18 protein-coding genes, 1 pseudogene and 1 riboswitch are annotated in these 25,760 nt (G+C 36.2%); of the genes and pseudogenes, 1 reads left to right on the forward strand and 18 read right to left on the reverse strand.

Annotation, left to right across the window (positions count from 1 at the left end; all coding sequences use genetic code 11):
• Nucleotides 1-263: 263 nt before the first annotated feature.
• The 8 genes from glgA to Q9317_RS06355 form a co-directional block, all read right to left on the reverse strand.
• Nucleotides 264-1,691 carry a glycogen synthase GlgA gene (glgA, locus tag Q9317_RS06320; protein WP_003100015.1) on the reverse strand — a complete coding sequence of 476 codons (1,428 nt, stop codon included), beginning with the start codon at nucleotides 1,689-1,691 and terminating at the stop codon, nucleotides 264-266.
• Entirely contained in the window at nucleotides 1,688-2,818 is a 1,131-nt protein-coding gene (gene glgD / locus Q9317_RS06325) for a glucose-1-phosphate adenylyltransferase subunit GlgD (protein ID WP_003100017.1), read from the reverse strand. The genes glgA and glgD overlap by 4 nt, the downstream gene beginning before the upstream one ends.
• The gene (locus Q9317_RS06330; protein WP_016356049.1) at nucleotides 2,808-3,947 is read right to left on the reverse strand and encodes a glucose-1-phosphate adenylyltransferase; all 1,140 of its coding nucleotides are present in this window, start codon (nucleotides 3,945-3,947) and stop codon (nucleotides 2,808-2,810) included. The genes glgD and Q9317_RS06330 overlap by 11 nt, the downstream gene beginning before the upstream one ends.
• Before the next feature lie 60 nt (nucleotides 3,948-4,007).
• A complete protein-coding gene (gene glgB, locus Q9317_RS06335) occupies nucleotides 4,008-5,885 on the reverse strand; it encodes a 1,4-alpha-glucan branching protein GlgB (protein ID WP_003100021.1) in 1,878 nt (625 codons plus the stop codon).
• Between the two features lie 73 nt (nucleotides 5,886-5,958).
• Entirely contained in the window at nucleotides 5,959-8,259 is a 2,301-nt protein-coding gene (gene pulA / locus Q9317_RS06340; protein WP_121791521.1) for a type I pullulanase, read from the reverse strand.
• Nucleotides 8,259-9,290, reverse strand: a complete 1,032-nt coding sequence (locus Q9317_RS06345) for a diacylglycerol kinase family lipid kinase (RefSeq protein WP_003100023.1) — start codon at nucleotides 9,288-9,290, stop codon at nucleotides 8,259-8,261. The genes pulA and Q9317_RS06345 overlap by 1 nt, the downstream gene beginning before the upstream one ends.
• 14 nt (nucleotides 9,291-9,304) lie before the next feature.
• On the reverse strand, nucleotides 9,305-11,263 hold the full coding sequence (ligA, locus tag Q9317_RS06350) for an NAD-dependent DNA ligase LigA (RefSeq protein ID WP_003100024.1): 1,959 nt from the start codon (nucleotides 11,261-11,263) through the stop codon (nucleotides 9,305-9,307).
• 110 nt (nucleotides 11,264-11,373) lie between these two features.
• Nucleotides 11,374-11,880, reverse strand: coding sequence for a QueT transporter family protein (locus tag Q9317_RS06355; RefSeq protein WP_003100025.1), 507 nt, complete (start codon nucleotides 11,878-11,880; stop codon nucleotides 11,374-11,376).
• Nucleotides 11,878-11,987: riboswitch (PreQ1 riboswitch) on the reverse strand. (Overlaps the previous gene by 3 nt.)
• A 171-nt stretch (nucleotides 11,988-12,158) precedes the next feature.
• On the opposite strand from Q9317_RS06355, the pseudogene Q9317_RS06360 reads away from it, so the two are divergent.
• A pseudogene (locus Q9317_RS06360) lies at nucleotides 12,159-13,893 on the forward strand (IS1182 family transposase).
• Between the two features lie 16 nt (nucleotides 13,894-13,909).
• On the opposite strand, the gene Q9317_RS06365 reads toward Q9317_RS06360, so the two are convergent.
• The 10 genes from Q9317_RS06365 to Q9317_RS06410 all read right to left on the reverse strand — a co-directional run bounded on the left by Q9317_RS06365 (nucleotide 13,910) and on the right by Q9317_RS06410 (nucleotide 25,350).
• Entirely contained in the window at nucleotides 13,910-16,732 is a 2,823-nt protein-coding gene (locus tag Q9317_RS06365; RefSeq protein WP_003100030.1) for a DUF8508 domain-containing protein, read from the reverse strand.
• A gap of 314 nt (nucleotides 16,733-17,046) precedes the next feature.
• Entirely contained in the window at nucleotides 17,047-18,165 is a 1,119-nt protein-coding gene (locus tag Q9317_RS06370; RefSeq protein ID WP_003100032.1) for an ABC transporter permease, read from the reverse strand.
• On the reverse strand, nucleotides 18,162-19,289 hold the full coding sequence (sagH, locus tag Q9317_RS06375; protein WP_003100035.1) for a SagH family ABC transporter permease subunit: 1,128 nt from the start codon (nucleotides 19,287-19,289) through the stop codon (nucleotides 18,162-18,164). Before sagH ends, Q9317_RS06370 begins: the two co-directional genes overlap by 4 nt.
• Before the next feature lie 8 nt (nucleotides 19,290-19,297).
• On the reverse strand, nucleotides 19,298-20,221 hold the full coding sequence (locus Q9317_RS06380; RefSeq protein WP_003100036.1) for an ABC transporter ATP-binding protein: 924 nt from the start codon (nucleotides 20,219-20,221) through the stop codon (nucleotides 19,298-19,300).
• 22 nt (nucleotides 20,222-20,243) lie between these two features.
• Entirely contained in the window at nucleotides 20,244-20,933 is a 690-nt protein-coding gene (locus tag Q9317_RS06385) for a SagF family protein (protein WP_003100039.1), read from the reverse strand.
• Nucleotides 20,934-20,937: 4 nt separating this feature from the next.
• Entirely contained in the window at nucleotides 20,938-21,600 is a 663-nt protein-coding gene (locus tag Q9317_RS06390) for a CPBP family intramembrane glutamic endopeptidase (RefSeq protein ID WP_003100041.1), read from the reverse strand.
• On the reverse strand, nucleotides 21,575-22,933 hold the full coding sequence (locus Q9317_RS06395) for a YcaO-like family protein (protein ID WP_003100043.1): 1,359 nt from the start codon (nucleotides 22,931-22,933) through the stop codon (nucleotides 21,575-21,577). The genes Q9317_RS06390 and Q9317_RS06395 overlap by 26 nt, the downstream gene beginning before the upstream one ends.
• A gap of 12 nt (nucleotides 22,934-22,945) precedes the next feature.
• On the reverse strand, nucleotides 22,946-24,010 hold the full coding sequence (locus Q9317_RS06400) for a streptolysin associated protein SagC (RefSeq protein WP_121791522.1): 1,065 nt from the start codon (nucleotides 24,008-24,010) through the stop codon (nucleotides 22,946-22,948).
• Complete coding sequence (locus Q9317_RS06405; protein WP_121791523.1) at nucleotides 24,007-24,957, reverse strand: SagB/ThcOx family dehydrogenase; 951 nt, start codon at nucleotides 24,955-24,957, stop codon at nucleotides 24,007-24,009. The genes Q9317_RS06400 and Q9317_RS06405 overlap by 4 nt, the downstream gene beginning before the upstream one ends.
• Before the next feature lie 228 nt (nucleotides 24,958-25,185).
• The gene (locus tag Q9317_RS06410; protein ID WP_003100048.1) at nucleotides 25,186-25,350 is read right to left on the reverse strand and encodes a streptolysin S family TOMM toxin; all 165 of its coding nucleotides are present in this window, start codon (nucleotides 25,348-25,350) and stop codon (nucleotides 25,186-25,188) included.
• Nucleotides 25,351-25,760 lie beyond the last annotated feature (410 nt).

Here is a 25,760-nt window from a genome sequence, read left to right on the forward strand (position 1 = left end):
TTTTACTAAGCTATTCTATTCCTTAAAATAAAGAATGTCAACAGAAAATTAAAGTCTACTGATACTTTATCGGATTATTCCCAAAATTTCATTAAACCATTAAAAATCTATTTGCTTATTTGAAATAGACTAACACATTCATTATAGCAATAATTAACTCATTATTCCAACAATAAAGGGAATATTAAAAAAGCGGTCTAAGCCGCTTTTAACGTTCATTATCTACCAAGATTCAAAACACTTCTTGCTTTAACTTATGGCTTTCATAAATCCTGATATAGTTTTAGATAAGCCTGACTTGCCGTATCCCAAGAAAAGTCACACGACATGGCATTCTTTTGAAGTATTTTCCAATCTTCTTGATGATTTTTGTAAACATCAAGAGCAAACGCTAAGGTTTGCATCATCCAATAACCTGAAAAATGATTAAAACTAAAACCTCTACCACTTTTATCATAAGGATTAAAAGGAAGGACAGTATCTTTTAAGCCACCCACTTCATGAACCAAGGGTAGACTGCCATATCTCATTGCCATCAACTGGGATAAACCACAAGGCTCAAAGGCACTTGGCATCAAAAAGAGATCACTTGAGGCATAAATTTCTTGAGCTAATGCTAGGTCAAATGTTATTTGAGCAGATAATTTTTCTGGATACTTATGTGAAAACTTTTTAAAAGTTTCTTCGTAATGCTGATAACCAGTTCCAAGAACTACAAGTTGAACATCCAAAGCCATCATATGCTCAAGTTCCTGAATAATTAAATCAAACCCTTTTTGATCCGTTAAACGTGATACTATTCCAATCATTGGAATAGTAGCGTCACAAGTTAAGCCTAATTTTTTTTGCAGGTCTATTTTATTAAGTGCTTTTCCTGTCATATCATTTAAAGAAAAGGAATGTTTTAAAAAAGGATCTGTTTCTGGGTTGTAGAGTTCTGTGTCAATACCGTTAATACACCCAATCAATTTGCTACTTTCCATTCGCATGACCTGATCTAATCCTTTCCCAAACTCAGGACCTTGAATTTCCAAGGCATAACTTGGCGAAACGGTTGTTACGCTATCAGCATATAAAACAGCCGCCTTCATCCAATTGAGGCAATTATTCCATCTTAATGTTCCATCTTCATATCTTTGTGAGCCAACACTAAATAAATCACCCAACATGTCAGGTCCGAATTGTCCTTGAAATTCAATATTATGAATCGTAAAGACAGTTTTAATCGACTGATAAGATTGAATCCAATGGTATTTCTCCTTTAATAAGAAAGGAATCATTGCAGTATGATAATCATGACTATGCAAAACATCTGGGATTAGGTTTATTTTCTCCATTGCTTCAATGGCTGCTAGTTGGAAAAAAGCAAATCGCTCACCATCATCCCAATCACCATAAACATGTCCTCTAAAAAAGTAATAACGGTTGTCGATAAAATAATATGTGACCTGATCCTTAATAAGTTTTTTAACGCCAACATATTGATGCCTCCAGCTCATATCAATATAAAAAGAACAGAGATCTTCAACTTGAGAACCAAACTTCTGATCGATAAGGTCATAATAAGGAAGCATGACAGCAACTTCTTCACCAGCAGTTGCAAGAGATTTAGGTAAAGCTCCGATAACATCACCTAAACCTCCTGTTTTTGCAAAAGGAGCTCCTTCTGCTGCTACAAATAAAAGTTTCATCGCACAACATCCTCTACTACTTTTGTTCCTTTAGGGATAACAATTGGCTGATCTTTTGTTCCCCTTATCGTAATTCCTGCTGAAACAGTAACTGATTTATCAATAATCGCATACTCAATTCGTGCTTTTTCTCCAATAACTGCTTTTGGAGAAAGAATACTGTCTTTAATGATGGTTTCAGTCTCTAAATAACAATTTCTTGAAATAATAGAATGTTGAACCTGTCCTTTAACGACACAACCTGAAGCAATTTGTGAGCTTTCAACATGTGATTCTTTAGAGAAATAGGTTGCTTCCTCATTTTTAACACGGGTGTAAATTTTTTGATTGGAATAAAGAAGGGAATGGAATTTATCTGCTTCTAACATATCCATATTGGCATCATAGTAGGATTTGACAGAGTATATATTAGCTAGGTAACCATTATATTCAAAGCTATTAGCTGCTTCTGTTACCGCCAATTCTCTTAGTAAGTAGCGCAGTTTTTGTGGCTCAGCTTTCTCAGCTTCTTTTTCCATTTTTTGAATTAACCAATTGGTATTGATGATATACAAACCTGCTGAAAAAGATTCTTTCATTTCATGAGCAACGGGTTTACTGGCTGTCACTAAGCCTGATTCATCAAAACTAAGAATAGCATTATCGTCTGAAACTTGTTTTGTTGGCATGTTTTTATAAACAACAGTTAGCATTGCTTGACTTTGTTGGTGAGCATCTATCACTTCGTTTAGATCAATGTTACATAAGATATCACAACTCATATAAACAGTTTGATTGGAACCTGATCTTTTTAAATAGGTTAAAACTTGATCGTAATAGTCCTTGTCAGCTTCTTTTTGATCATCTTTAGTGTTATAGAAACCTAAAAAATATTGACTTAGAAGACTATTTAGCCCCCATTCACGACCACTTCTCACATGATCTAGAACTGAGCGGATATTGTCACTTCTAAAAATACCGTAAATACTTTTTATTCCTGCATTAGCTAGTGTTGAAAGCGGGAAGTCAATGAGACGATACTTCCCATCAAATGGTAAATTTGCAAGAGGGCGGTGAGTGGTCAAATGTTCCATCTCTTTGAATCCTACGGCACTGCCTAAAATAGCTGAATATTTTTCACTTTTCATTTGAACCTCCTAAAACCTCACCATGTCCCACAACTTGGATACTGTCTCTTCCATCAATAATGGTGTGACTTCCAATAACAGCATTTTCTCCAATAATAGCTTTGGTAATATGTGCCCCTTCACCAATAATTGCACCACTCATGATAAATGACTCTTTAACTACCGCCCCTTTTTGTACTTGAACATTAGTTGATAAAATTGAATGCTCCACTTGACCAGATACATAGCAACCATCAACAACTAAACTATCAGAGACTTCTGCTCCTTGTGCAATATAATTTGGTGGGGCAATATGATTTTTTGAATAAATCTTCCAAGATCGGTCACGGCTATCCAATGGATTATTTTCAGCTATGTATTCCATATTGGCTTCCCACAGTGATTCAATGGTTCCTACATCTTTCCAGTAACCGCTAAATTGATGGGTGTAGACCCTTTCACCCGAATCAAGATAGGATGGAATAACATGTTGACCGAAATCTTCAATATTGTGGCCATTTTTTTCAGCATCCACTAACATTTCCTTTAACCGTTGCCAGGTAAAGATATAAATCCCCATCGATGCCTTGGTTGATTTAGGCTGTTCTGGCTTTTCTTCAAACTCAATGATACGATCATCAGAATCGGTGTTCATAATACCAAAACGACTAGCATCTTTTAGAGGAACATCCAAGACAGCAACTGTTAAACTAGCATCATGTTTTTTATGGGTTTGCAACATCTCATCGTAATCCATCTTGTAGATATGATCTCCTGATAAAATGAGAACATACTCGGGATTGACACTTTCAATATAATCAATATTTTGAAAAATGGCATGACTTGTTCCTTGAAACCACTTGTTACCTTCACTTGCAGAATAGGGCTGTAAAATTGTAGCTCCAGCATCAATTCCTTCTAAGCCCCAAGCAGAACCATTCCCAATATGGTTGTTTAAGGCAAGAGGTTGGTATTGCGTGATAACACCAACATGGTCAATTCCAGAATTGGCACAATTTGATAAAGCAAAATCAATAATTCTGTAACGCCCTCCAAATTGAACTGCTGGTTTTGCAATGCTTTGTGTGAGTTTTCCTAATCGGGTTCCTTGGCCACCGGCCAATATTAAGGCTAACATTTTAGTATTCATTTTTCCCCTCCATGGTTCCTTGAAAAGTGACTTTTTTCTTTAAAAACACTCTATCACAGTTTATTTTTTGCGGCGTTTCATTCTCCAAACACTTGCTCCTAAAGCAGGCAGAGTGAAAGCTAAGGTATTCTTATAATTCCTCCATTCTTGATGCTGTGTTTGTGTGTTTGGGTTATGGTCTTTCCATACCCCTCCAAACGCTTCCATTTCAGTATTTAAAACCTCTTCATATAATCCTGCTACTGGAACACCAATAGTAAAGTTTTTTCGTTCGACAGGCGTCATATTGAAAACGCAAAGGAGCAAATCTCCTTTATCATTTTTGCGGCAAAATGATAACACTGTTTCATCCTTATTATCAGCATCTATAATTTCAAGGCCATCATAACTATAATCATTTTGCCAAAGCATATTAAAGTTTTTGTAAAATTGATTTAAGTGTGATGTGAACGCATGCATTTTAGCATTCATGCTGTCGTTCAAATTATCCCAAACCAATTGGTCATTGTATTTCCATTCCAAAAATTGACCAAATTCTGACCCCATAAAAATCAGTTTTTTTCCTGGATGACACATTTGATAGGTATACAAATTTCTTAGACCAGCAAACTGATTGTAACGGTCTCCCCACATTTTATGCATCAAGCTTTTTTTACCATGGACAACTTCATCATGCGAAAATGGTAAGAGGTAATTTTCATTAAAACAGTAGATAAAACTAAAGGTGATCAGATCATAATGGTATTTACGATAATAAGGGTCTTCTTCATAGAATCTAAGCACATCATTCATCCAGCCCATGTTCCACTTGTAATCAAATCCAAGCCCACCCTCACTAATGCTTTTTGTAATTGCAATATCTGAAGTCGCCTCTTCGGCAATGAGCATCACATCGGGTTTCTTTTCTTTGAGGCTTTTGGTTAGTTTTTGAAGAAAGGCTATGCCTTCCAAATTATGATTACCACCCTTTTGATTAGGCGTCCACGGCCCTTGATCATAGTCTAAATAGAGCATGTTACTAACAGCATCTACTCTAATGCCATCAATATGAAAGGTTTCAATCCAATAAAGTGAACTTGAAATAAGAAAAGATTGAACTTGACCTTTTCCTAAATCAAAGTTCATCGCTCCCCATCCGTAATTATGAGCCCTATGATAGTCTTCGTACTCATAAGTTGGAGTCCCGTCAAAATAGGCAAGGGCATCATCATTTTGAATAAAATGTCCTGGTACCCAGTCAACAATAACACCAATATTATGTAAATGACAAGCATCAACAAACTCCTGAAAATCTTCTTGACTACCAAATGTTGCTTCAAAGGCAAAGTATCCCATGACTTGGTAGCCCCAGCTCATATCCAAAGGATGAGCCATCAAGGGCATAAACTCAACATGCGTGTAGTTCATTTTAATCAAATAAGGAATCAAAGTTTCTTTTAGTTCTTTAAATTGGAAAGGGCGGCCATTGCTATCTTTTTTCCAGGAATTGGCATGGACTTCATAAATGTTTACAGGACGATTTTTAAAACCTAGTCGTTTTCGACGCCCCATCCAAAGAGCATCATGCCATTTTTTGTCCAAATCAGTTTTGATAACTGCGCCAGTTGCTGGTCGCTTTTCAAAAACATGTGCAACGGGATCAATTTTCTCAACCACCTGCCCACCCTGCCTTGTAACAAGGTACTTGTAGATATGACCTTCCCTTGCCAAATCTGTCTCTATTTCCCAAACACCACCAGCAATTTTTGTCATTTCCAAAGGCATTTGAAACCAGTCTGTAAAATCACCAATCAGTGAAACCGACTCAGCATTTGGAGCCCAAACCCTAAAGACATAGCAAAAACTATTGTTCTTATTAATGCGATGAACACCAAAATAATCTTGAATATAAGCATTATCACCATTTTCAAAAGCTTTTAACTCTTCGTCTTTTAACATGACATCACCCTCTCTTATCTTTTAATCATCAGAAATTTCGTTTTGGTATAAAAAAATAACCCAAAAAATCAGGTTATTTCGTCACATCAAGAATGATTGCCGTCAAATTATTGATGTGCTCTTCATCCCTATAGAAACTCTCATCATTTGATTCAATTATAGCATTTTCACTGGCTAACTTCATTTTTTTTCTGTGAATTGTGAAAATAATCTGAATTTTCTTTCCATCATCAACAAAATAAGTGATAAAACCCGAATGAGGATGGGCATTTTCAATATAAAGGTGCTTTCTGATTTCTTCAAAACTCGAGTAAGAAAAATAAGGTGTGCTGGTTTTTAAGGCAATGATTTTTTGAATAAATCGAATTGTTCTCTTTTCAAAAGTAACTTGATTCCAATCAATTTGGTTCACAGCATCAGGCGCATTGTAAGAATTCATTGCTCGTTGTTTATCCTCACTGGTGAAGATACCATTTTCACCAGTCGCAAGACATTTGGTTCTTAAAAATTCTTGACCAATCTGCATAAAGGCAATTCCTTGCATTAAAAGGTTCATAGCAGTTGATAGCTGGATTCGTTTCGTATGGGTTGCTAAGCTATCTTGAGGATGCAAGGCCCAAAATAGATCATTTAAATTATAATTGTCATGAGCTTCAACATAGTTAACAACTTGACTTGGACTTAGGTAAGTTCCCAATTCATCACTACCCAAAATAGCTTTAGCTAAAGTAGCTTCTGTGGGCTCATCTGAGATAAAACCAGCTTTTAAATTGCCATAAACTTCTGAACCTTTAACAGCATTACGCTGATCATCATTAAAAAATCCAATTCCTGGCAGCAAATGTGCATTGTCTTTTTTAGCCTTTTTCTCAGGCTGTAATCCAATGCCCATATCCCAACCTTCACCATATAATAAAATCCGTGAGTCAATTTTATCAACTTCTTGACGAATAATAGACATTGTTTCCACATCATGCAAGCCCATCAAATCAAAGCGAAAGCCATCAATATTGTATTCTTGTATCCAATAAAGAATGGAGTCAAGCATGTATTTTCTAAACATTTCCTTTTCACTGGCAGTCTCATTGCCACATCCGGAACCATTTTGAAAAGACCCATCTGGATTCATGCGATAGTAATAGTCTGGAACTGCAAGTTGAAAAGCAGAATCCATATTGGAATAGGTATGATTATAGACAACATCCATAATGACGTTTATGCCAGCGTCATGATAGGCTTGAATCACTTCTTTTAATTCTAAAATCCTTCTTGTCGGTTCGTGAGGATTACTTGTGAAAATGGCCGATGGAACATTATAATTTTCAGGGTCATACCCCCAATTATAAGCAAAGTCTCCTGTCTCATCAATAGTTTGATGGTGGTCAAAAATTGGTTGCAATTGAATATGAGTAATGCCAAGTGATTTGACATAATCAAAACAGGTCGCATCGCCATATTTGTTTTGAGTTCCTTCTTGAATTAAGCCCATAAATTTTCCGCGATGGGCTAAATCGACACCAGATGTTTCTGATTTTGAAAAGTCACGAACATGCATTTCATAAATGACTGCTTGATTAGGGTTATCAAGGCGCCAGTTAGCTTCTTCTTTGTGTTTGACCTTAAAGTGCTTTGGTTTTAAGTCATTAGGGTCAACAACAATTGAGCGTTTTCCATCTGCTGTTGTTGCAATGGCATAAGGATCACGAGTGTCACTGTAGGTTCTTTTTCGGTAATTAACACGGTAGTGATAGGACTGAAAATTCAAGTCCCGATGAACAGTTACTTCCCAAACACCAATGGTATTTAGGGTATGATCTTCTGGTGAAGCCACTCGACCTTTTTCCATGGCAATAACATGAGCAACACTTGCTTTATTATCTGTTGAATCAAATAAAATCAGACTAACAGCTTCAGCTGTTGGAGCCCATAGACGAAAACATGTTTTTTCCTTGTCGTATTGAAAGCCAAGCCATCCAGAAAAGCCCCACTTTTTATCGAAAGCAGAGCTGTTGATTGCCATATCAAAGGCATGATTTCTTCGAACAAAATATGATGAACTTGAAACAGCAGCTTGTCTTGAATAGTAAACGGTCTCATCCCCATCAACTAGCCAAATTTCTGTTTTACCAAAACCATAATCACGATGACATGAATACTCATGTGATTTATTTTTCCACTGTGGTTCTTTAATAATCATAGACACTTGAAAAATGGCTTCTTCTGACGAAAATTCCAATGAAGCAACTGCTCCAAAACTATCATATCGTGTAAAAAATGTATCCCGACCTAACTGGCCTTCTCTCCAACTCCACAGGCTTTTATGTGAATAATTGCCATGCGAGGTATGATAGTGCACAATAATTGCATTTTTCATTAATCTTCAAAGCCACCGTTCTTTTCTTCCAAGTCTTCGACTTCATGAGCAAATTTTTGTGCAATTTCTTCAATCTCAGGTTCTTCGTCATTAACACCATAAGCATCATTTGAAATCAGGTCAGTATCGGCAAAAAAGCTAATATGATTTTTCAAATTAAGCAAAGTAATTGGTGCATCTCCGCCATATTCACCATCCAGATTAATCATCATGCGTTGGCCAGACATTGGTTCAATACTGATTTTGCTAGTTTTGATGTATTCAATCCGTTTATCTGTGATATGTTTTCCACCATCAATAACAAGTCTTAAGAGGTGGACTATTTCAAATAAGTTAGCTGTTTTAACTAAAATCAATGTAAACATACCATCATCTAGTTTAGCATCAGGTGCAATCAGCTCAAAACCTCCAACAGAGTTAGTAATGGCCGCAAAAATAATTGAGACTTGACCTTCAAAAACACCTTCATCATGACTAATTTTGACAGGCACATTTCGGACACGAGGCAGTAATTCAACTCCTTTAGCAAGATATGCTAAATAACCAAACATGGTTTTCAACTGACTGGGCACACTATAGGTTAGCTCCGTCAAACTTCCAGCAGCAGCAATATTAATGAAGTAAGCGTCTTCTCTTGCTTGACCAATATCCATCTTAATCCGCTGATTCTTTCCAATAACCTTAGCAGCTTCCACAGGATTTCCGCGAGGAATTTTTAAGGCTCTTGCAAAATCATTGGTTGTTCCAGTTGGAATGATTGCCATTTTGGGACGTTTTTTTAATGGAGCAATACCACTAACCACTTCATTAATTGTCCCATCACCACCTGCAGCAATCACAAGATCAAACCCTGCTTCTGCAACACGTCTTGCCTCATTCAGAGCAGAATTGGGTTCTGCTGTTGTTTGAAAAGCTGACGTCTCATAACCAAAGCCTTCAATCACATTTAAAACATCTGCTACATTTTTTTTCATGATTTCTTGCCCAGATGTTGGATTATAAATCAGCCTTGCTCTCTTTTGTTTCTTCATTTCTTACCTCATACTTACAAATCAAGTAGCCAGTTTTCACTTTGCACTTCAATACCTAACTGTCTGGCTTTTTCAAGTTTTGATCCAGCATCACTTCCTGCAATCACTAAATCTGTTTTTTTAGAAACACTAGAAGTAACTTTAGCCCCTAACTGCTCTAATTTAGCCTTAGCATCATTACGATTCATTTGTTCCAACTTACCTGTTAAAACAACCGTCATGCCAAATAGCTGCGCTGTCTGATCAATTTTTTGACCTAAATAGTCTAGATTGAGACCCGCTGCTTTTAACTCTGAAATCAAAAGTTTAGCTTCTTCTTTATCAAAATAAGCATGAATTGAATCAGCAATCACACTGCCTAATCCATCAATTGCAGCAATAGCCTCTTTTTCTGCCTGCATCAAATGATGCATATCACCAAAGGTCTCAAGCAATAATTTACTTGCCTTAGCACCAACATGTCTGATCCCTAAACCAAATAAGAGTTTGTCTGCTGAATTAGCCTTGGAAGCTTCAATAGCTGCTAATAATTTTTCAGCTGATTTTTCCTTAATCCCATCTAAAGCTAACAATTGCTCTAAGGTCAGTTTGTAGATATCTGCCACATCATGAATCAAGCCTGCTTCAAACAATTTAAGAACAATAGCAGAACCTAAACCAGAGATATTCATAGCATTTCGACTGGCAAAATGTTCCAAACTGCGTTGCATTAAACTTGGACACAAGGGATTAATACAGCGAAGAGCCACTTCCCCTTCTAAATGACTGAGTTCACTGGCACATGATGGGCAAGCGCTTGGAATCGGCATTTTTTCTTGATGACTTCTTTTACTCTCCACAACTCGAAGAACTGCTGGAATAATATCACCAGCCTTGTAGACAATAACAGTATCTCCAATTCTGATATCTTTTTCTGCAATATAATCCACATTATGCAAAGTGGCACGACTGACAGTAGTCCCAGCAAGTTGAACCGGTGTCAAATTAGCTGTTGGTGTCACAACTCCCGTACGACCAATTGTCCAATCAACAGAGAGAATTTCTGCTTCTTTTTCCTCAGCTGGAAACTTATAAGCAACAGCCCAACGCGGAGCTTTTACAGTGAAGCCAAGCTCTTCTTGCATAGCAAGGCTATTTACTTTAATCACAATACCATCAATGTCATAAGGTAACTTATCTCTATGACCTTCAATCTCTTGGATGAAATCCCAAATCACATCCATAGAGGAACTAACAAGATAGTTTTGATTAACAGTAAACCCTAAAGTATCCAATCTATCCAAAACCTCTTTTTGGCTGATGGATTGGCTTGGGCTAGCTTCTTGATACAAGAAACTTCCCAAATTACGCTTGGCTACAATTGATGTGTCCAACTGACGTAAGGTTCCTGCTGCAGCATTCCTAGGATTAGCAAACTCTGCTTCACCATTTTCTTGCCGCTCTTGATTGATTTTTTGAAATGATGCTCGTGACATATAGGCCTCTCCACGAACAGTAATATCAATGGCTTCATTTAGTTGCTGGGGGATATCTTTTAATTTCTTGAGGTTCTCTGTGATGTTCTCACCGATGCTTCCATCTCCACGGGTAGCACCTGTCACAAGTTTTCCTGCCTGATAACTTAGTGAAATGGATAAACCATCAATTTTCAGCTCTGCCATATAATCCGCCTGAGGAAACTCTGCTTTGACCCTACGATCAAAGGCATACAATTCCTCTAGTGAAAAGGCATCTTGCAAACTGTAAAGCGGATAGGGGTGTTGGTACTTTTCAAACCCCTCTAAAATAAGACCACCAACGGCCTGAGTTGGGCTATCTTCTTGACGGTATTCTGGGTATTTTTTTTCTAACTCTACAAGCTCACGATATAGCTTATCATAGTCGCTGTCAGACACTTGGGGCTTATCGTTAGTGTAGTAATCTTTACGGTATTGGTTTAATAAATGGCTTAAGTCTTTAATACGATTTTTCATATTTCTATTTTATCATATTTCCTTTAAATTGGGCTATTAGGCTATCGGTAAAGCCAGAAAAAGAGACTGGTTTTAAACCAATCTCTTATTGATATGCAATTGTGAAATGGCTACTGCTTCAAATCCAGTTGTCGTGCTAAACGTTCAATAACAAGTGAGCCAATCAGTAACGAAATGAATTCTCCTGTTGCTGTGGTAAACCAAGTCACTAAAAACGGCGAACCAAAAAAGCTGAGTTCAATAGCAACTGTAATCATTGAAATGGAAAAGAAAATGCTAAAGTAAAAGAATGCTTTATTGATAAAACCATTAAAAAGAAAGTCCTTCTTAAATTGTCCAAAGAGTCTAACACCTAATGTGACAAAAACTAAAGTTGACGCACCGCCTACCAAAACATCTATTAAGCCAAAACTGTAAAAGTTAGCAATCATACAGCCAATAGTCACCGCTAGGATATACTTCTTGTTATAAAAGGCAAGAAAGTTTAACATTTCAGAAACGCGCAACTGATACATGCCATAAGAAATAGCATTTAAAGGTGGGGTAATGGTTAAAACCACATAAAGGGCAGCAACCAGTGCAATGTGAACGTAGTCACGGACAGTGTATGTTTTCATTTTTCTCCTTTGACGTCTGTTTTTAACTCAAAACGACGTGTCTAATATGCTTGGTGAAAGGGAACTAAGCACCAAGGGTTGCTGAGCAACAGTCTTATTGTAGCATAATCCTAGCTAGAAAAAAAGGAAAATTAAACCCTTAAAAAATAGTCAAAGTGGCTGGGCAAAAAGTAGCTTCAGAATAGAAAAAACGAGCATTTCCGCAGTTGGAGATGCTCGTTTTCCTATGTCATGGTTTATAATTATAATAACCACAAAACAACTAGAAAGCCATGACTATGTATAAAGAGTATAACACAAATCAATTGAGTTTGGAACTAAACCTTGCCTACGATATTCCTATGAATCATGAAGTTAGATTGATCAGTCTTTTTGTGGATAGTATTCCTAGCCAAGTTTTATTAGAAGATAAGTCACACACTGGTCGTCCTGCCTTTCATCCTGCTATGCTTTTGAAGATGACGCTCTTCGCCTATGCCCGTCAAGTCTTTTCTGGTCGCAAAATGGTGCAGATGAATGAGGAAGTGATTCCCATGAAATGGTTGAGTCAGGATACTTATGTCAGTTATAAGACCATCAATAATTTTCGCTCAAGCAAGCATGCCAACAACCTGATTAAGACTGCCTTTATTTACTTCACCCTCCTTATGCGTGAGAATGGCATGATTGAAGATGAGGCACTCTTCATTGATGGCACCAAGCTAGAAGCTGATGCCAATCTCTACTCTTTCACTTGGAAAAGAGCTGTTGATAAATACGAATATGCCTTAAATGGGAAAATCTCAGAACTCTATGACCAGCTGGTTCAAGAGGGGGTAAACCTAGCTCTGTCTAAAGAAGAATGCGAAACCAGCGAGGGGTTAGTGCGCCTTTTAGAAGACACTGAACAGGCCTTGGCTGAAGTTGAGAAAGCAATTTCTGAAGAACCAAAGGTTATCAAGGGAGGTTCTGCCAATAAGCAGAAGCGACGTCGTATTAAGAAACTGCGCAACCAGTTGAGAAAGGATTATCTCCCTCGTAAGCAACGCTATGAGGAGGCTAGAGAGATTCTAGAAGAGCGTAACTCTTTCTCCAAAACGGACCACGATGCCACTTTTATGCGAATGAAAGAGGAAAGAAATAGTCTGGGGAGAGACTATTTCTTCACGAGCTTTAAAATAAAAGAGCGAGTATGATGAATGGCCAGCTTAAGCCAGGCTACAATATCCAAGCTGCCACCAATGGCCAATATGTTCTTGCCTACGATATATTTCCAAATCCAACGGACACCCGAACTCTGAAACCATTTCTCCAATCCATTCAAACTCTGGACCTCTTCCAAAATATTGTCGCCGATGCCGGTTATGGCAGTGAGGAGAATTATAGTTTTATCATTGATGAGTTGGAGAAATCTCCTCTTATTCCCTATGGTATGTACCAGAAGGAATTGACTAAGAAATATAAAAACAGTCCTACTAATCCAAATAATTGGGACTACCTTGAAGAAACAGACCAATTCATTAAACCAGATGGTGTTGTTTATTCCTTTAAATATTACTCTCGTAGAAAAGATAAGTATGGCTTTGAACGGGATTTCAAGATTTATGAGGCAGAAAAAATACAAAGCACGGAAGAGTTGGAAAAACTTTCCAAAACAGAAAGTGGTCGCCAGAAACAGATCCATTACAATCCAACTTGGAATTACTTTAAAGAACTCATAAAGGAAGAATTACATAGCGAAGATGGCTCTCGAATCTATGCCAAACGGAAAATCGATGTCGAACCCGTTTTTGGCCGATTGAAGAGTGTTTTTGGCGTGCGTAGAGTCCATGTCAGAGGCAATCAAGCCGTCCAAACGGAGGTTGGATTCCTCTTCATGAGTATGAATCTCACGAAATTAGCTAAGAATCTCGACTCTAAAACTTCAAATACTCAAAAACCACACAGTGATTTTTTCATCTTGATTGTTTTCAAGACTGAAATCACTGTGTGGTTTTATTTGAAGCTACTTTTTGCCCAGCCTCTTTATCTTAAGAATTAAGGCATATCATTAGTTTTTTTGACCTTTACGTTTTAATGAGATAAAGCCAAATAAACTTGTCATACCAAGGAATGATAGCATCAATCCAGAAGTTTCTCCGGCGTGAGGTAATACTTTTCCTTTTTTTTTGACTGCAGTTGCCAGAGCTGCTTTTGGTTTAATCACTTGGTTTTCAGAATTTTTATTTCCCGGAACTACCTTGTTTGGTGATGGTAATTCATCCCTTTTTGGAAATGCCAATTGTAGCAACAATGGGTCATGGTCTGAAGCACGACCATGTGCTTCCATAAATGGCGAATTCACATGCACCATATCAAAAGCATAACGTCCCAATAAATTAGTTGAAACAAGCATGTTATCAAGTGATTGATTATTGCCTTGATAGAAATAAGAGTAACGGTCTGACCAATCATGACGACTTACCAAGTTGGCCATCTCACCTTCTTCAATCAATTGAATGGTTTTTGTAAATTCAAAATCATTATAATCACCTAACATGACAATATTGGCTTGTTGACGAGAACCTTCCTTGGCAAACTGAGCAAGCACTTTAGCTAATTCATGACGTCTTTCTTCAGATTTGAAGGTAACTGGTTGAATTCGACCATACAGGGCATTATCACCACGTTTTGAGTTCAAGTGATTAGCAACAACAACAACTTTATTTCCTTGGAATATAAATTCAGCTGCCAGAGATTTGCGAACATCTTTCCAAATGGCATTTGTTGGATCAATACGTCCAACACTAAAATTCAATCCCCCATTTTCCCAAGAAACTGCATCATTAGCACCACCTTTTGCTTTTTCAGAAAGGCTAACGCGATCTGGTTGATAAAGAAATCCTGTACGAATATTCCCTCCAGGCTCCCCACCATCAGCATTATTTTCAGGCGCAATATCAACATAACGGTAAATCGGTCCTCCTAGTGCTTTAATAGCATCAATAAGGCGTTGAGCACTTTGACTTGCATCAGTAGTCCCATCATTTGTCGGACCATTATTATCTTGGACTTCAATTAAACCAATAATATCAGGCGAGTTAAGGTCATTAATAAATGACTCTGCAATGCGGTTAACTTTTTCATTTTTGGTTGATTTTGGATTAGCTGAAAAGTTCTCAATATTGTAAGAAGCGATACTTAACTTACTTGGATCTTTTGGTAAATGTGTTTTTTCAGGTTTTAATTGGCCATCATTTAATGTAGGCATGCCTTTAATGCCGTCCACGACAACTTTATAGTTCCCATAACTATAAGATACCGGACCGGTAAGACGACCTGTGTAGAAATCACCTGCTTTAATGATTTGTTTGCCTTTTTTAAAGAGAATTGGAATTAAATCAGTATTATATGCCGTTGGTCTCAGTGACACACCACCTGAATTATTAAGTGTTCTAGTTGTATCACCTGGTAAAACATAAATTTCTGAGTTTTTACTTGGTCCAACAATTTTAGCATTATCAACTGCAACTAGCATCCCTTCCATTGATTCCCAATAATCAATAGCATCTTCTTGTGGATCAAATTGTTTCAAGCCATCATTATCAATAATATCAACTGGAGCTTTACGATCTTTCCCTAAAACAAGTGGAGCAGGAACACTTGTTTCCCCTGTTTTAAGAATTGATTTTGCTTTAATTTGAGTCATTGTTAAATCTGTTTTTTTGAGGTCTTGGTAGCCACGACCGAAATATTCTTCGACTAATCCTGAAATGGTTAACACATCCCCCACTTTAACTTGTGGTTTTAAGTTTTGTGTAAAAATACGAATACCATCAGATGTCGCAATATTAGCATCCCCTTGAATATCTTGAACGTAAAAATGAGTTGAATCATCAATGTAAGTTACCACAACCTGCTCAACGGTCACATTCTTTTTATCATATGGAGATTGATGACTCGTTCCTTGAATCTGACCAATTTTCAACAGTTGAGAAAGAGGTTCTGGGCTTGCCTCTTCTTTTCGAATAGCTTTTTTAACAACCTCAAACTGATCAAGATTAAAAGGTTTAAGTTGGAATTTCGTCTTAAATATAGAGTGGATAGCAGTTAAATTAATGACATCTCCTTCATTAATTTTAAGAAGCAAATCAGAAGTTTTTATACCAGTACGACTATCTACCCTAACTGCAATCGTATTTCCAAATTTATCCTTTACCTCAAAGTTTGATGTTTCAGATTTTTCAGATGTGATTTTGCCAACAGTCACTTCTGAGACTTTGACTAAGGTTGATAGGCTCTCATCAGTTAATTGAGGAATGGTTTTTTCAAGGACCGTGGTCGGTAACTGCCCTTGAATTTTATGATGGTCACTAATGGTTTTTAATTGTAATTCACCATTAAAATTGGTTAATTGCCCTGTTATTTGGATAAGGTCTCCACTGACATATCCTAGTGATTGCCCTGGATAAACATAGATACCTGTCCCCTTACTATCTTGCATGTAAAAGCCATTACCACCCCATCCATCAACAGCACTGATAATTTTACCAGTTACCGTATAGGTTTGGTTCTGAGGACTTGCTTTTACTTCTGCTATAGGTTTGCTCCCATTAGCATCTGCTAAAACTTCTGGACTTACAGTCAATGTCTCAACGGCCGCTCTTTCTTCAAGCGGACGCTCTGTCGAGTTTTTTTCTCTTGTGTCCTTAGTAACTAAAGTATTTAACGGTTCCAAGGATTCTGCAGTAGTGTTCACAATCGGCTCTGTTTTGGGTCCTATGATTTCTTCAGCATAAACTGAATTGTGCTGATCAAAAGACTCTTCAATTACTGGTGACACAGCAACTAAAGCCAATAAGGAAGCATAAGTAAAAAACTTTTTGTTTAACATAAAAACTCCTTTAAATTGTTGTATTTACTACATGCTTATTGTAACAGAAACATCAGTCAAAATAAATACATTTTTTAAACTTTTATCACCTAAAGTTAATTATAATTATAATGCAAACGTTTTTATTTTATAAAAAAGATAAGAATTAAAGTAAAAAACAAACAATACCATCTAAACGCTTTTAAAACTATAATAATTTCTTAAAAAGGTAAGAAAAACAGTTCAAGTTAATCGTCTTTAAATAAAAAAACACCAGATTTAGAAAACTATCATTCTAAATCTAGCGCTAAAACTTCTTTTTTCGCTTTTGATATCTATACTCTAGAAGGCTTTAATAACACACTTGATAGACCAATTAAAGCAATAGCTGTTACAAACAAAGCTATTAGGTAAGGGCCTGCACTCAAGAGACTTCCTCCTTTTTGGAAAATCTCAATTGCTGAAAGAACCCAATTTTGAGGCAAGCATTTCCCTATGATTTGCATATACATTGGTGTTATAGACAAAGGCCATAAACAACCTGCTAACATCGAAGTTGGCATAACAATGACATTTGCTAACTGACTACTCTGTTGAGAATTTTTGGCAATAGCACCCACTAACAAACCAAAACCAATGGCCAAAAGACTAAAAAGGAAAAAGATTAACAGCAAAATCGAAAGTGGAATATAAAAACTAATATTGACCACTCTTAATAAGCCTATCATAATGGCAATTTGGATGGCAAAGGCAACTAGTCCAAGACAAACATAACTTAACATGTATTTGATAGGAGATAGTTTTGATAAGATTAAACGGTCATAAACCTGACTAGATTTATCCTGTAAAATTCCTCCGTAAATGACACTAGTACTACCAAGCATTAATATTAATAAAAATCCTGTTGTTGTCGATGACACTGATTTACTACGGGAGTAATCTGCTAATTTAACTTGCTTAACCTGATAAGCTAAGGTCTTATTTTGGGAAAGAACCTTATCAAAAGTCTCTTGGTTTCCAGCAGCAATATCCCCAATAGTATTATAGTTTTCTAAGAGATAATTGGCCTGCGCTTTAAACCACTCTGTGATTTCACTATTAGCAATTGCACGTAACTTAAGTTTTTGTGATTGACCATTTAATACTTTTTGTGAAAAACCTTCATCAATAGTTAGAACAGCTTCTAAAGACTTAGCTTTCAAGTATTGGTCTATACTATCTTCATCTAATTTAGTAAAAATCTCATACTTCTTATTATTTTTAAGTTGTGACACAAACTGCTTTGAAATAGCACTATGATCCTTATCTAATACACCAATTTTAGCCTGGCTATTAGCAGAAAAAGTCAAGGAAATCGCCAAAAGAGTCGTTAAAAACGGAAGTATAAAAAAGGTCACATAACTGGTTTTTTTACGCCCTACTTTACGAAATAGCGTTTTAACAAAAGCTATCATGATGTCACCTGCTTTCTCATACCTACTAAAGCCAAGATTACAAATGCAGTACCAATACCGAGATTAACCATTAAAGTGATAGGAATTGGGTTATTTTGACCACCAAATATAATGAAAAACAAACTGTCATTAACCCATTTGATTGGCGAAATATGAGATAATTGATTAATCAATGAACTGTTTAAAGTAGCTAGTGGCACATAACTTCCTCCTAAAAATGCAAAAATCGGAATAACTGCATTTGAAGCCACTGTTAAAAAGGCTTCATTCTTAATACTAATTGCCATACCGATACCAATTGCAACAGATAAATAAACCAAAGAGGCTGTCACACCTAAAATTTGTAAATCACTGGTTCCCCAATTGACCTGCAAAACAAACCTTGTAAAGATATACAAGATACCTAATTGCACAAAGGTTGCTAACATAGCTCCAATTAGCTTTCCAAAGACTAAGAGACTAGGAGAAACACCTGTTAGGTAAATCCGCTGGTTGGTTTGATGTTGTCGATCTGACAAAACAAGATTCATTGCAGACATAATGCTATAAAAAGTAATCATGGTAAACATGGAAATTGCATAATAATCTGCTGAAGTCATTCCTTTACTTGTTTGAACAGAACTAACTGCAATAAAATCAACTTCTCGCTTTTTAATATTGGTTAAAGTTTGAGGATATAATTTTACAATCGAATCATAGGTTTTAGCATTGTCGACATAGTTTGTCACTAACATGTTAATCAAATCTGCATTCTGCTGGTTAATTGTGTTAGTTGTCACCTTAATGGTTTGATTTTGTTTAACCTCTAAAGTAGCTGTTAGAGCACCCTCTTTGACCTTTTTCTTATCAGCATCAATTGAGTGGCTTTCTTTTGCCTCTAAACGCAGTTCCTGATTTAAAGTCTTTAAGAATGCCAGAAAATTTTTCTGATAATCTGTCTTTTCCCCTTCTAATTGGTAACGAACAGTCAGCTTAGGAACAGTTGTTGCGGTGTTAAAGCTTGATTTAAAAGCAAAACTCAAAATCATAATCATTAAAATTGGGAAAAAGACCATCATTAATAAAGCCGTTCGATTTCGAAAAATCTGTAAACTTTCTTTTTTGATTAAATGTAATAGGACCATAATAACCTCTAATCTCTTAACTTCTTACCAGTTAAGTGCAAGAAGATTTCTTCTAAATTCAAGTGGTTATGTTTAATCTCACTAAATAAAATCTCTTCTTCTGTCAATTGGCGCACTACTGTTGCGATATCACTATTTTCAACCATCAAAATAGAGTCATGATCAGTATCAACTATAGACCATCCCGGTTTCTTAGATAAATCAAAAGTCGGTTTCTCTGTTAAAGTCACCAAAATATGATGATTCAACTCTTCAGCATAACGTTTTTCCAAGTCAAATTTATGACCTTCTTCAATTATTGAACCATGATCCATGATAAAAATATAATCACATAAGGCTTCAACTTCTTCCATATAATGACTAGTATAGATAATAGTAGTACCTTGTTGATTAAGTAACCGAATAGAATCTAAAATGTGATTACGTGATTGAGGATCAATTCCTACGGTTGGTTCATCAAAAATAATTAATTTTGGAGAATGTACCAGAGCACAGGCAATATTTAAACGCCTTTTCATTCCTCCCGAAAATTGGCTTGGAAAGTGATTGGCTTGAGATCTTAAGCCTACAAAATCTAAACTTTTTAAAACTTGTTCTTTTAATGGACTGCCTTTTAGACCATAAAGTGAGCCAAAGAGCTCAACATTCTCATAAGCTGTTAAGTCTGGATAAACTGCAATATCTTGAGGAACATAACCAATCTGTGAACTTATTTTTCGAATAGAATGATGAGGCTCTTGTAAAATTGTCACTTCTCCTGAACTTAATGGAATCAAGCCTAAAATAAGACTGATTAAGGTTGATTTCCCAGCACCATTTGGGCCCAATAAGCCATAAATATTGCCTTCTTCAATTGTTAAAGAGACATTATCTACAGCTTTTTTATTTCCTTTATAGACTTTTACAAGATTTTGAATCTCGATAAAACTCATATCATATTCCTTCTTTCCAACATTAATGTTGTTCTTTAAAACTAATCAAAAGATAGGTCATTGTTAACAAGAACAAGCCAATTCCCCAACCATATAATAAACACGCCGTGATACACCAGATCGCAATAACAGCAAACAGGCAAAAGGCCAGTAACCGATGCGACCAAACTGTGTAGCGACAAGCCTTAACAAAGGCATATCCTAAAATAAGAGCAATCAGATTTACAGGGGATGTTTTCGCTAAAAAGAGAAGCACACCCAAATAAACAAGAGCATCTGAGAGACACACAAAAGATAAAACGAAAAAACTGAGCTTTGGCTTTTCAGGTCTATAAGCTAGCCAATTCATTTTTTTAAAAAGTGTTCGACTGTCTTTTTTTAAGGTAACATCAAAAAGAGCAATCAATACTAACAAGGTTATTTCTACTAGCGCTATGATATATAATAACGCATAACATATGATTTGCCAATGCCATTCTATCAACTGCAAAAAATGGAAAGCATCACTTATCCTTATTTGACTCGGAAAAATAAGGATAAGCAGCAAGAGAACACTTAATTGAAGAAGACAAAGTAAACAATCCAGCCACTGTTGGTAAGATAAATGCTTAACCTGCTCTAAATGCCATCTTGCCATCGAGCGTCGTCTAGGACTTGTAATCACGCAAGTCGCTAGACCTAAAAAAGATAGCAGTCCTAATATAATTTTCATAATACTACCTTCTTACCTTTGACTGATAATAGCTAACGCATTCAACCACAAAATTTCCCCCGACATGAACAATCACAAGTAACCAAAAGTTCTGGCTAAAGTAATAAATACCAGCATATAAGAGTCCTGTGAGAAGTTTTCCATAAAAAATAGATTTCCCCATCAACAAATGATTCAATGCATAACAAAAACTACTCAAGACCAATACCAGCATAATTGGCAAGTGCCATTGAACATATAAGATAGCAAACCATAAAAAGCGATAAGTTATTTCCTCACACAAGGCCAAAAGCAAAGGGTAAGGCATGGTTTGCCATTTTTGAGTTGTACCAACAAATGATAGTTTCAAAGGCTTCCACTGCTTGTTTTGAAAGCAACGTAGTGCATGAAGAAATGCAACTTCAATTAAAAGAACTGCAATCAGCAATACTAAACCAATTGCAAAGACCTCGCTATTGCTATTTCCTAATGGGGCAGCAATAGAAGGAGACAAAAAATAAATTACTGACAAAACAATTGCATAATAAACTAAAACAGCTCTTAAAAAAGCAATCAAATTAAAGCCATATCCATTACTACTTTTTCCAAAAATAGCTTGCACGGCAATTGAAGGGCAGCACGTGACCAGTAAAAAACAAAGATTAAGGCATTGGGTGGACAAATTCATTGGTAACACCTCCAAACTGTCTCATTCGTGGGTGATTAGCAAATGGAAATGCTGGAATACACATTTCAAGAAGTTCAGGTGTTAACACTCGTGTGACGTACCAACCTTTTTCAGAAGCTTCTGGAGGTGTAATGTCTAAAAATACTGCATTAGGACTCACTTTTTTAGTATAAGCTAATAGAATTTTCAGATTTTCCTTCTTATCTTGACCTGCATTATTTTTTAAATCACTCAGACAAATCTCACCTGAAATTAAAGGTTCAAAAGCTTTCCATTTATGCTCTTGATCCTTAGGATGAGCGTAATAAAAGACATTGCTATCTAAGTCCAAGAACAAAGGCGAATCGCTCTCAATATTTGCTAAAGATTCCTTTTGATAAAAGAGATTATAATAGTAACTGTAACTAATGGCTGCAGCTTCCATAACCCCTCTTAGTAGTGTATGCTTGGGATCTAAACCAGCCTGAACACCAAATAAAAGGTAGGGACCTTCTTCATATTTATTTTTAAGGATAATACCAAAGGTATATAGGGGATTGTCCTCTCCAACAGTCATGTCAATTGGGATAATCTCATACAAGCTGTCTTTACCAAGTCTTGCTTCTTCCAAAATAGCTTGAATGTCTGGATCATCAATAATGATTCTTGGACAAGCTTTTTTGGTATGCCAGCTAAGCATCATTGAGTCAATTTGAATGTATTCAATTAGACTATTACACATAGCTGCTTCAAGTGTTTTATGAGAAGCCGTACCAGTTGAAAATCCAGGAATAACATACTGTTCACCTACTTCACGATTAGGCTTATAGCCAATGCAAAGCATCTGAATAGGCACATACAGTTCCTTATCTTCAAAAAACATGGGGCATTTCACCCAACCTAAAACATCATCTTCAGTCACCATTTTTTCACACATATGCATATGAAGTTTGCACGACTGATCAATTTGTTCCTGTGTAAAAACCTGTAAATATTCTAATGGCATGACAGGATTGGATTGGCTGAGTTCCTTATAAGAAGCGTAAACAATGCGATCTGAAAGCAAATCACCTGCAATAATAGTTGCATAGCGTTCAATACTCTCACCTAAATATTTAATAAGTGCTTCTTCATAATGACTGCCATAACCAATAATATGATAGCTAACTTGACTCAATTCATCAATATATTGTTTGTGATAATCAGGTATCTGACCAGTCACACTTTTTAAGTACACATCATGTTGATGGTTACAAACTGGAACTTGTGATTGATTTAAAATCCCTGTTCTATTGCCACTCAAACCTTTGAGTTCATCTAAAATATGGTTAAAGGACGGGTAATAATGTAACATAAATAAGCCTCCTTAGGAATCTTCTTTTAGGAGGTTTTTGACAATTTCTCGTGTCGAAATTTGTTGGTCCTCATACCTTAATTTCGCAAGTGCACCTTGGGTTTGAGAATTGGACATTTTCAAAATATCTTGAACCTGAATCTCAAGTGTTGGCAAATAAATACTCAACAATCGCCCTTCAAATTTGGAACTTCCTGTTTGTGCAATAATAAAGGCCTCACTAACAACTAAATTCATTAAAATATTCAATAAAGGCAGATAGGAATGACTAACTGGTTGCGTCGTTGGCAACATTTGGCTGGCAAAATGCTGATAAAGAGCATGATCTTGCAAACGAGCTAAAACCCTTCTTTCTAAACTATCAAAATCTGCGCTATGCGGCGGGTTTAAGGTACAAGCATGAATAAAAGGACCATCTACAAAACCAAGTACCATTTGCTTTTTCAAAGCAACACTGATTTCATTAAGATGACGAAGCATCATTATGTTCAAACGCTCCTGGCAAACTACAATACTTTGATAAGGCATTAACTTTCCAGATAAACGCTTCATATTGCGATGGTGTTCTAATGCATCTAAACGAGAGGTAACATCAATCTTTTGAATCAGCATTTTTAGTTCATCACTTGCCACAACAAGGTTCAAATTCAAATGTTCTGCAAGTAACTTTGCTGAGTCATTAACATAACTAGAGTCACTGATAAACAAGACAGGGTCCGTATTCTTAGTATGCCCTTCTTGGGCCATAAAGCGGAAATTTCCCATCAATACTTTCATAACATTTTCTTCAAGGGCGTAATCATCTTCAAACATGAGTACATCATTATAATATAGAGCTGTCATGACTTCCATCACTTTAGCAAATAATTCAGCTTCTAACTCTTTTTCATAACCATCTGTATCGACCACTAGCCCTTTTAGGAGGTCAGCAACAATTTGCTGGTAAACTTCTTTTAACATTTGTGGTTCTTGTGACAAATCTAATACAGCTTCATTAAAATCCCATAATCCTTTTCTAAAACAAAAGGTATCATCAAATTGCACAATACGAACATTACTATTTAATTGGTATCTCATTGCGACTCCTTGTTTCCTACTAATGTCATGTGAATGACATGCTGGTTTAATCCATCTAAAGCTAACTTTTCTTGGAGATATTCCTTACTATAACCTCCAATATCAACACTACCATATGCTAAAGCAGTCGAAACCAATTGAATGTTCTGTGCTATTTCACCAGACTCAATAAAAGCGTAAGCAGTCGCTTGATTGCCATATTTGCGTGTGTTTTTAATGTAATTGTAGACGTATATCATAATCACGTTACAGTTCTCGGCATTTATGCTACCATACTCAGCAAAAACTCTGACATCTTCTTCTTCACTGACACGATGACATCTTAAAGCATGCTGATAAGGAAGGTATTCATAAAAACCGTCTTTAAGTTTTGTAATATTGCGAGCATAAAAGAATAAGGTAATTGGGTATAAACCTCCACCAGAAGCGCAATTTCTTAGACTAACTGTTTTTGTCATGCCTTCTTTAATACTTGCTTCAGAGCTAACACCACAAGCATAATACAAAAGATTTGCTAAGTCTTGAAGAGGCATTTCCAAACCTGAAAACTGCCTATGACTCCTCCTTTTTGTAATACAAGTAGACAGAGAAGTCACAATTTTACTGGCCTTTGGTAAAGAAATCGTCTCATCCTGACTTTCAAAAAAATCACTGTTAGAAAAAGTGGTCACCGCAGAATCCGTAAAAAAATCAACGACACTGGCTTGAAAGCCCAAATAATTATTATTTGACTTATAATTCATCAAAAAACGTTGACTAAGATTGTCTGTTTCATTAGGCATTAAATGTTGAGCCACCAACTGCTTAGAGGTTTTCAAAACCGTTTGACGATGATAACCAGACATCGATAAATGATTGGTGTTAAATTCAAACAATTGCCGCGCTTCATCTTGGCTGATTGACTTTTGTTTTTCTGAAATGTGTTTTTCCTTAGAAAAAAAAGACATATATATTTTCCTACATTATTCTAGTATACATATAGTAATTAGCAGGCACTGACTAGTACCTGCTAATTACCTTGAGACATGAGAACCAAGATGATTACAACAGTCTCGTGACATGTAACATCCCTATTCAAAATGAGCTGACATCACAAGTTAGATGCAGTATAGTTAGCCGCTAGCAAACTAATCTTCAACACTTAACCATTAAATAGAGATGCTAAGAAGAGTGAATTACTTTGGAGCTGGTGCTGGAGTACCACTACCACCTTGAGCAGAACCACTTCCAACATTTACCGCCACACAACATGTGCAGCAGCAGCAGCAACAGCCACCAGGAGCAACTTGAGTTGTTTCAGCTACACTAGTAGCTAAGATATTTGAAGTAAATTGTAACATAACGCTTACCTCCTTATACAAATAAGTAAAACAACTGATAAGAATTCAAATAGTATTTTAGAACTTAATCTATAAGCGTTATCCATAAAACAAGGCTAGCAAATTTGTATTATTGTAACGAAACAACTACCTAACTCTTATCAACTATATTATATTAAAAAATAATAGATATGTAAACCCTTTCTTTGTAATTTATTAAAAAAGAATACTGAATCGTAATCATTATTAGAATTTTTCTGAAATCAAAAAATCTTCAAACACCTAAACCACTTTTCAAAGAAGTGTTATCAAGTTTAATGACGAAGCAAAAAACTGATTTGGACACTCAACTCTTGCCATGACTATGGACACTTATTCTCACTTATCAAAAGAGAATGCAAAAAAAGCAGTCTCATTCTTTGAAACTGCAA

Origin of the sequence: Streptococcus iniae, assembly GCF_030732225.1 — a bacterium.
GTDB classification, from domain to species: domain Bacteria; phylum Bacillota; class Bacilli; order Lactobacillales; family Streptococcaceae; genus Streptococcus; species Streptococcus iniae.

What these genes read in the sequence shown, in the direction of transcription:
- glgA (WP_003100015.1), bottom strand. Translation starts at nt 1,691, where the DNA reads ATGAAACTTTTATTTGTAGCAGCAGAAGGAGCTCCTTTTGCAAAAACA.
- glgD (WP_003100017.1), bottom strand. Translation starts at nt 2,818, where the DNA reads ATGAAAAGTGAAAAATATTCAGCTATTTTAGGCAGTGCCGTAGGATTC.
- Q9317_RS06330 (WP_016356049.1), bottom strand. Translation starts at nt 3,947, where the DNA reads ATGAATACTAAAATGTTAGCCTTAATATTGGCCGGTGGCCAAGGAACC.
- glgB (WP_003100021.1), bottom strand. Translation starts at nt 5,885, where the DNA reads ATGTTAAAAGACGAAGAGTTAAAAGCTTTTGAAAATGGTGATAATGCT.
- pulA (WP_121791521.1), bottom strand. Translation starts at nt 8,259, where the DNA reads ATGAAAAATGCAATTATTGTGCACTATCATACCTCGCATGGCAATTAT.
- Q9317_RS06345 (WP_003100023.1), bottom strand. Translation starts at nt 9,290, where the DNA reads ATGAAGAAACAAAAGAGAGCAAGGCTGATTTATAATCCAACATCTGGG.
- ligA (WP_003100024.1), bottom strand. Translation starts at nt 11,263, where the DNA reads ATGAAAAATCGTATTAAAGACTTAAGCCATTTATTAAACCAATACCGT.
- Q9317_RS06355 (WP_003100025.1), bottom strand. Translation starts at nt 11,880, where the DNA reads ATGAAAACATACACTGTCCGTGACTACGTTCACATTGCACTGGTTGCT.
- Q9317_RS06365 (WP_003100030.1), bottom strand. Translation starts at nt 16,732, where the DNA reads ATGTTAAACAAAAAGTTTTTTACTTATGCTTCCTTATTGGCTTTAGTT.
- Q9317_RS06370 (WP_003100032.1), bottom strand. Translation starts at nt 18,165, where the DNA reads ATGATAGCTTTTGTTAAAACGCTATTTCGTAAAGTAGGGCGTAAAAAA.
- sagH (WP_003100035.1), bottom strand. Translation starts at nt 19,289, where the DNA reads ATGGTCCTATTACATTTAATCAAAAAAGAAAGTTTACAGATTTTTCGA.
- Q9317_RS06380 (WP_003100036.1), bottom strand. Translation starts at nt 20,221, where the DNA reads ATGAGTTTTATCGAGATTCAAAATCTTGTAAAAGTCTATAAAGGAAAT.
- Q9317_RS06385 (WP_003100039.1), bottom strand. Translation starts at nt 20,933, where the DNA reads ATGAAAATTATATTAGGACTGCTATCTTTTTTAGGTCTAGCGACTTGC.
- Q9317_RS06390 (WP_003100041.1), bottom strand. Translation starts at nt 21,600, where the DNA reads ATGAATTTGTCCACCCAATGCCTTAATCTTTGTTTTTTACTGGTCACG.
- Q9317_RS06395 (WP_003100043.1), bottom strand. Translation starts at nt 22,933, where the DNA reads ATGTTACATTATTACCCGTCCTTTAACCATATTTTAGATGAACTCAAA.
- Q9317_RS06400 (WP_121791522.1), bottom strand. Translation starts at nt 24,010, where the DNA reads ATGAGATACCAATTAAATAGTAATGTTCGTATTGTGCAATTTGATGAT.
- Q9317_RS06405 (WP_121791523.1), bottom strand. Translation starts at nt 24,957, where the DNA reads ATGTCTTTTTTTTCTAAGGAAAAACACATTTCAGAAAAACAAAAGTCA.
- Q9317_RS06410 (WP_003100048.1), bottom strand. Translation starts at nt 25,350, where the DNA reads ATGTTACAATTTACTTCAAATATCTTAGCTACTAGTGTAGCTGAAACA.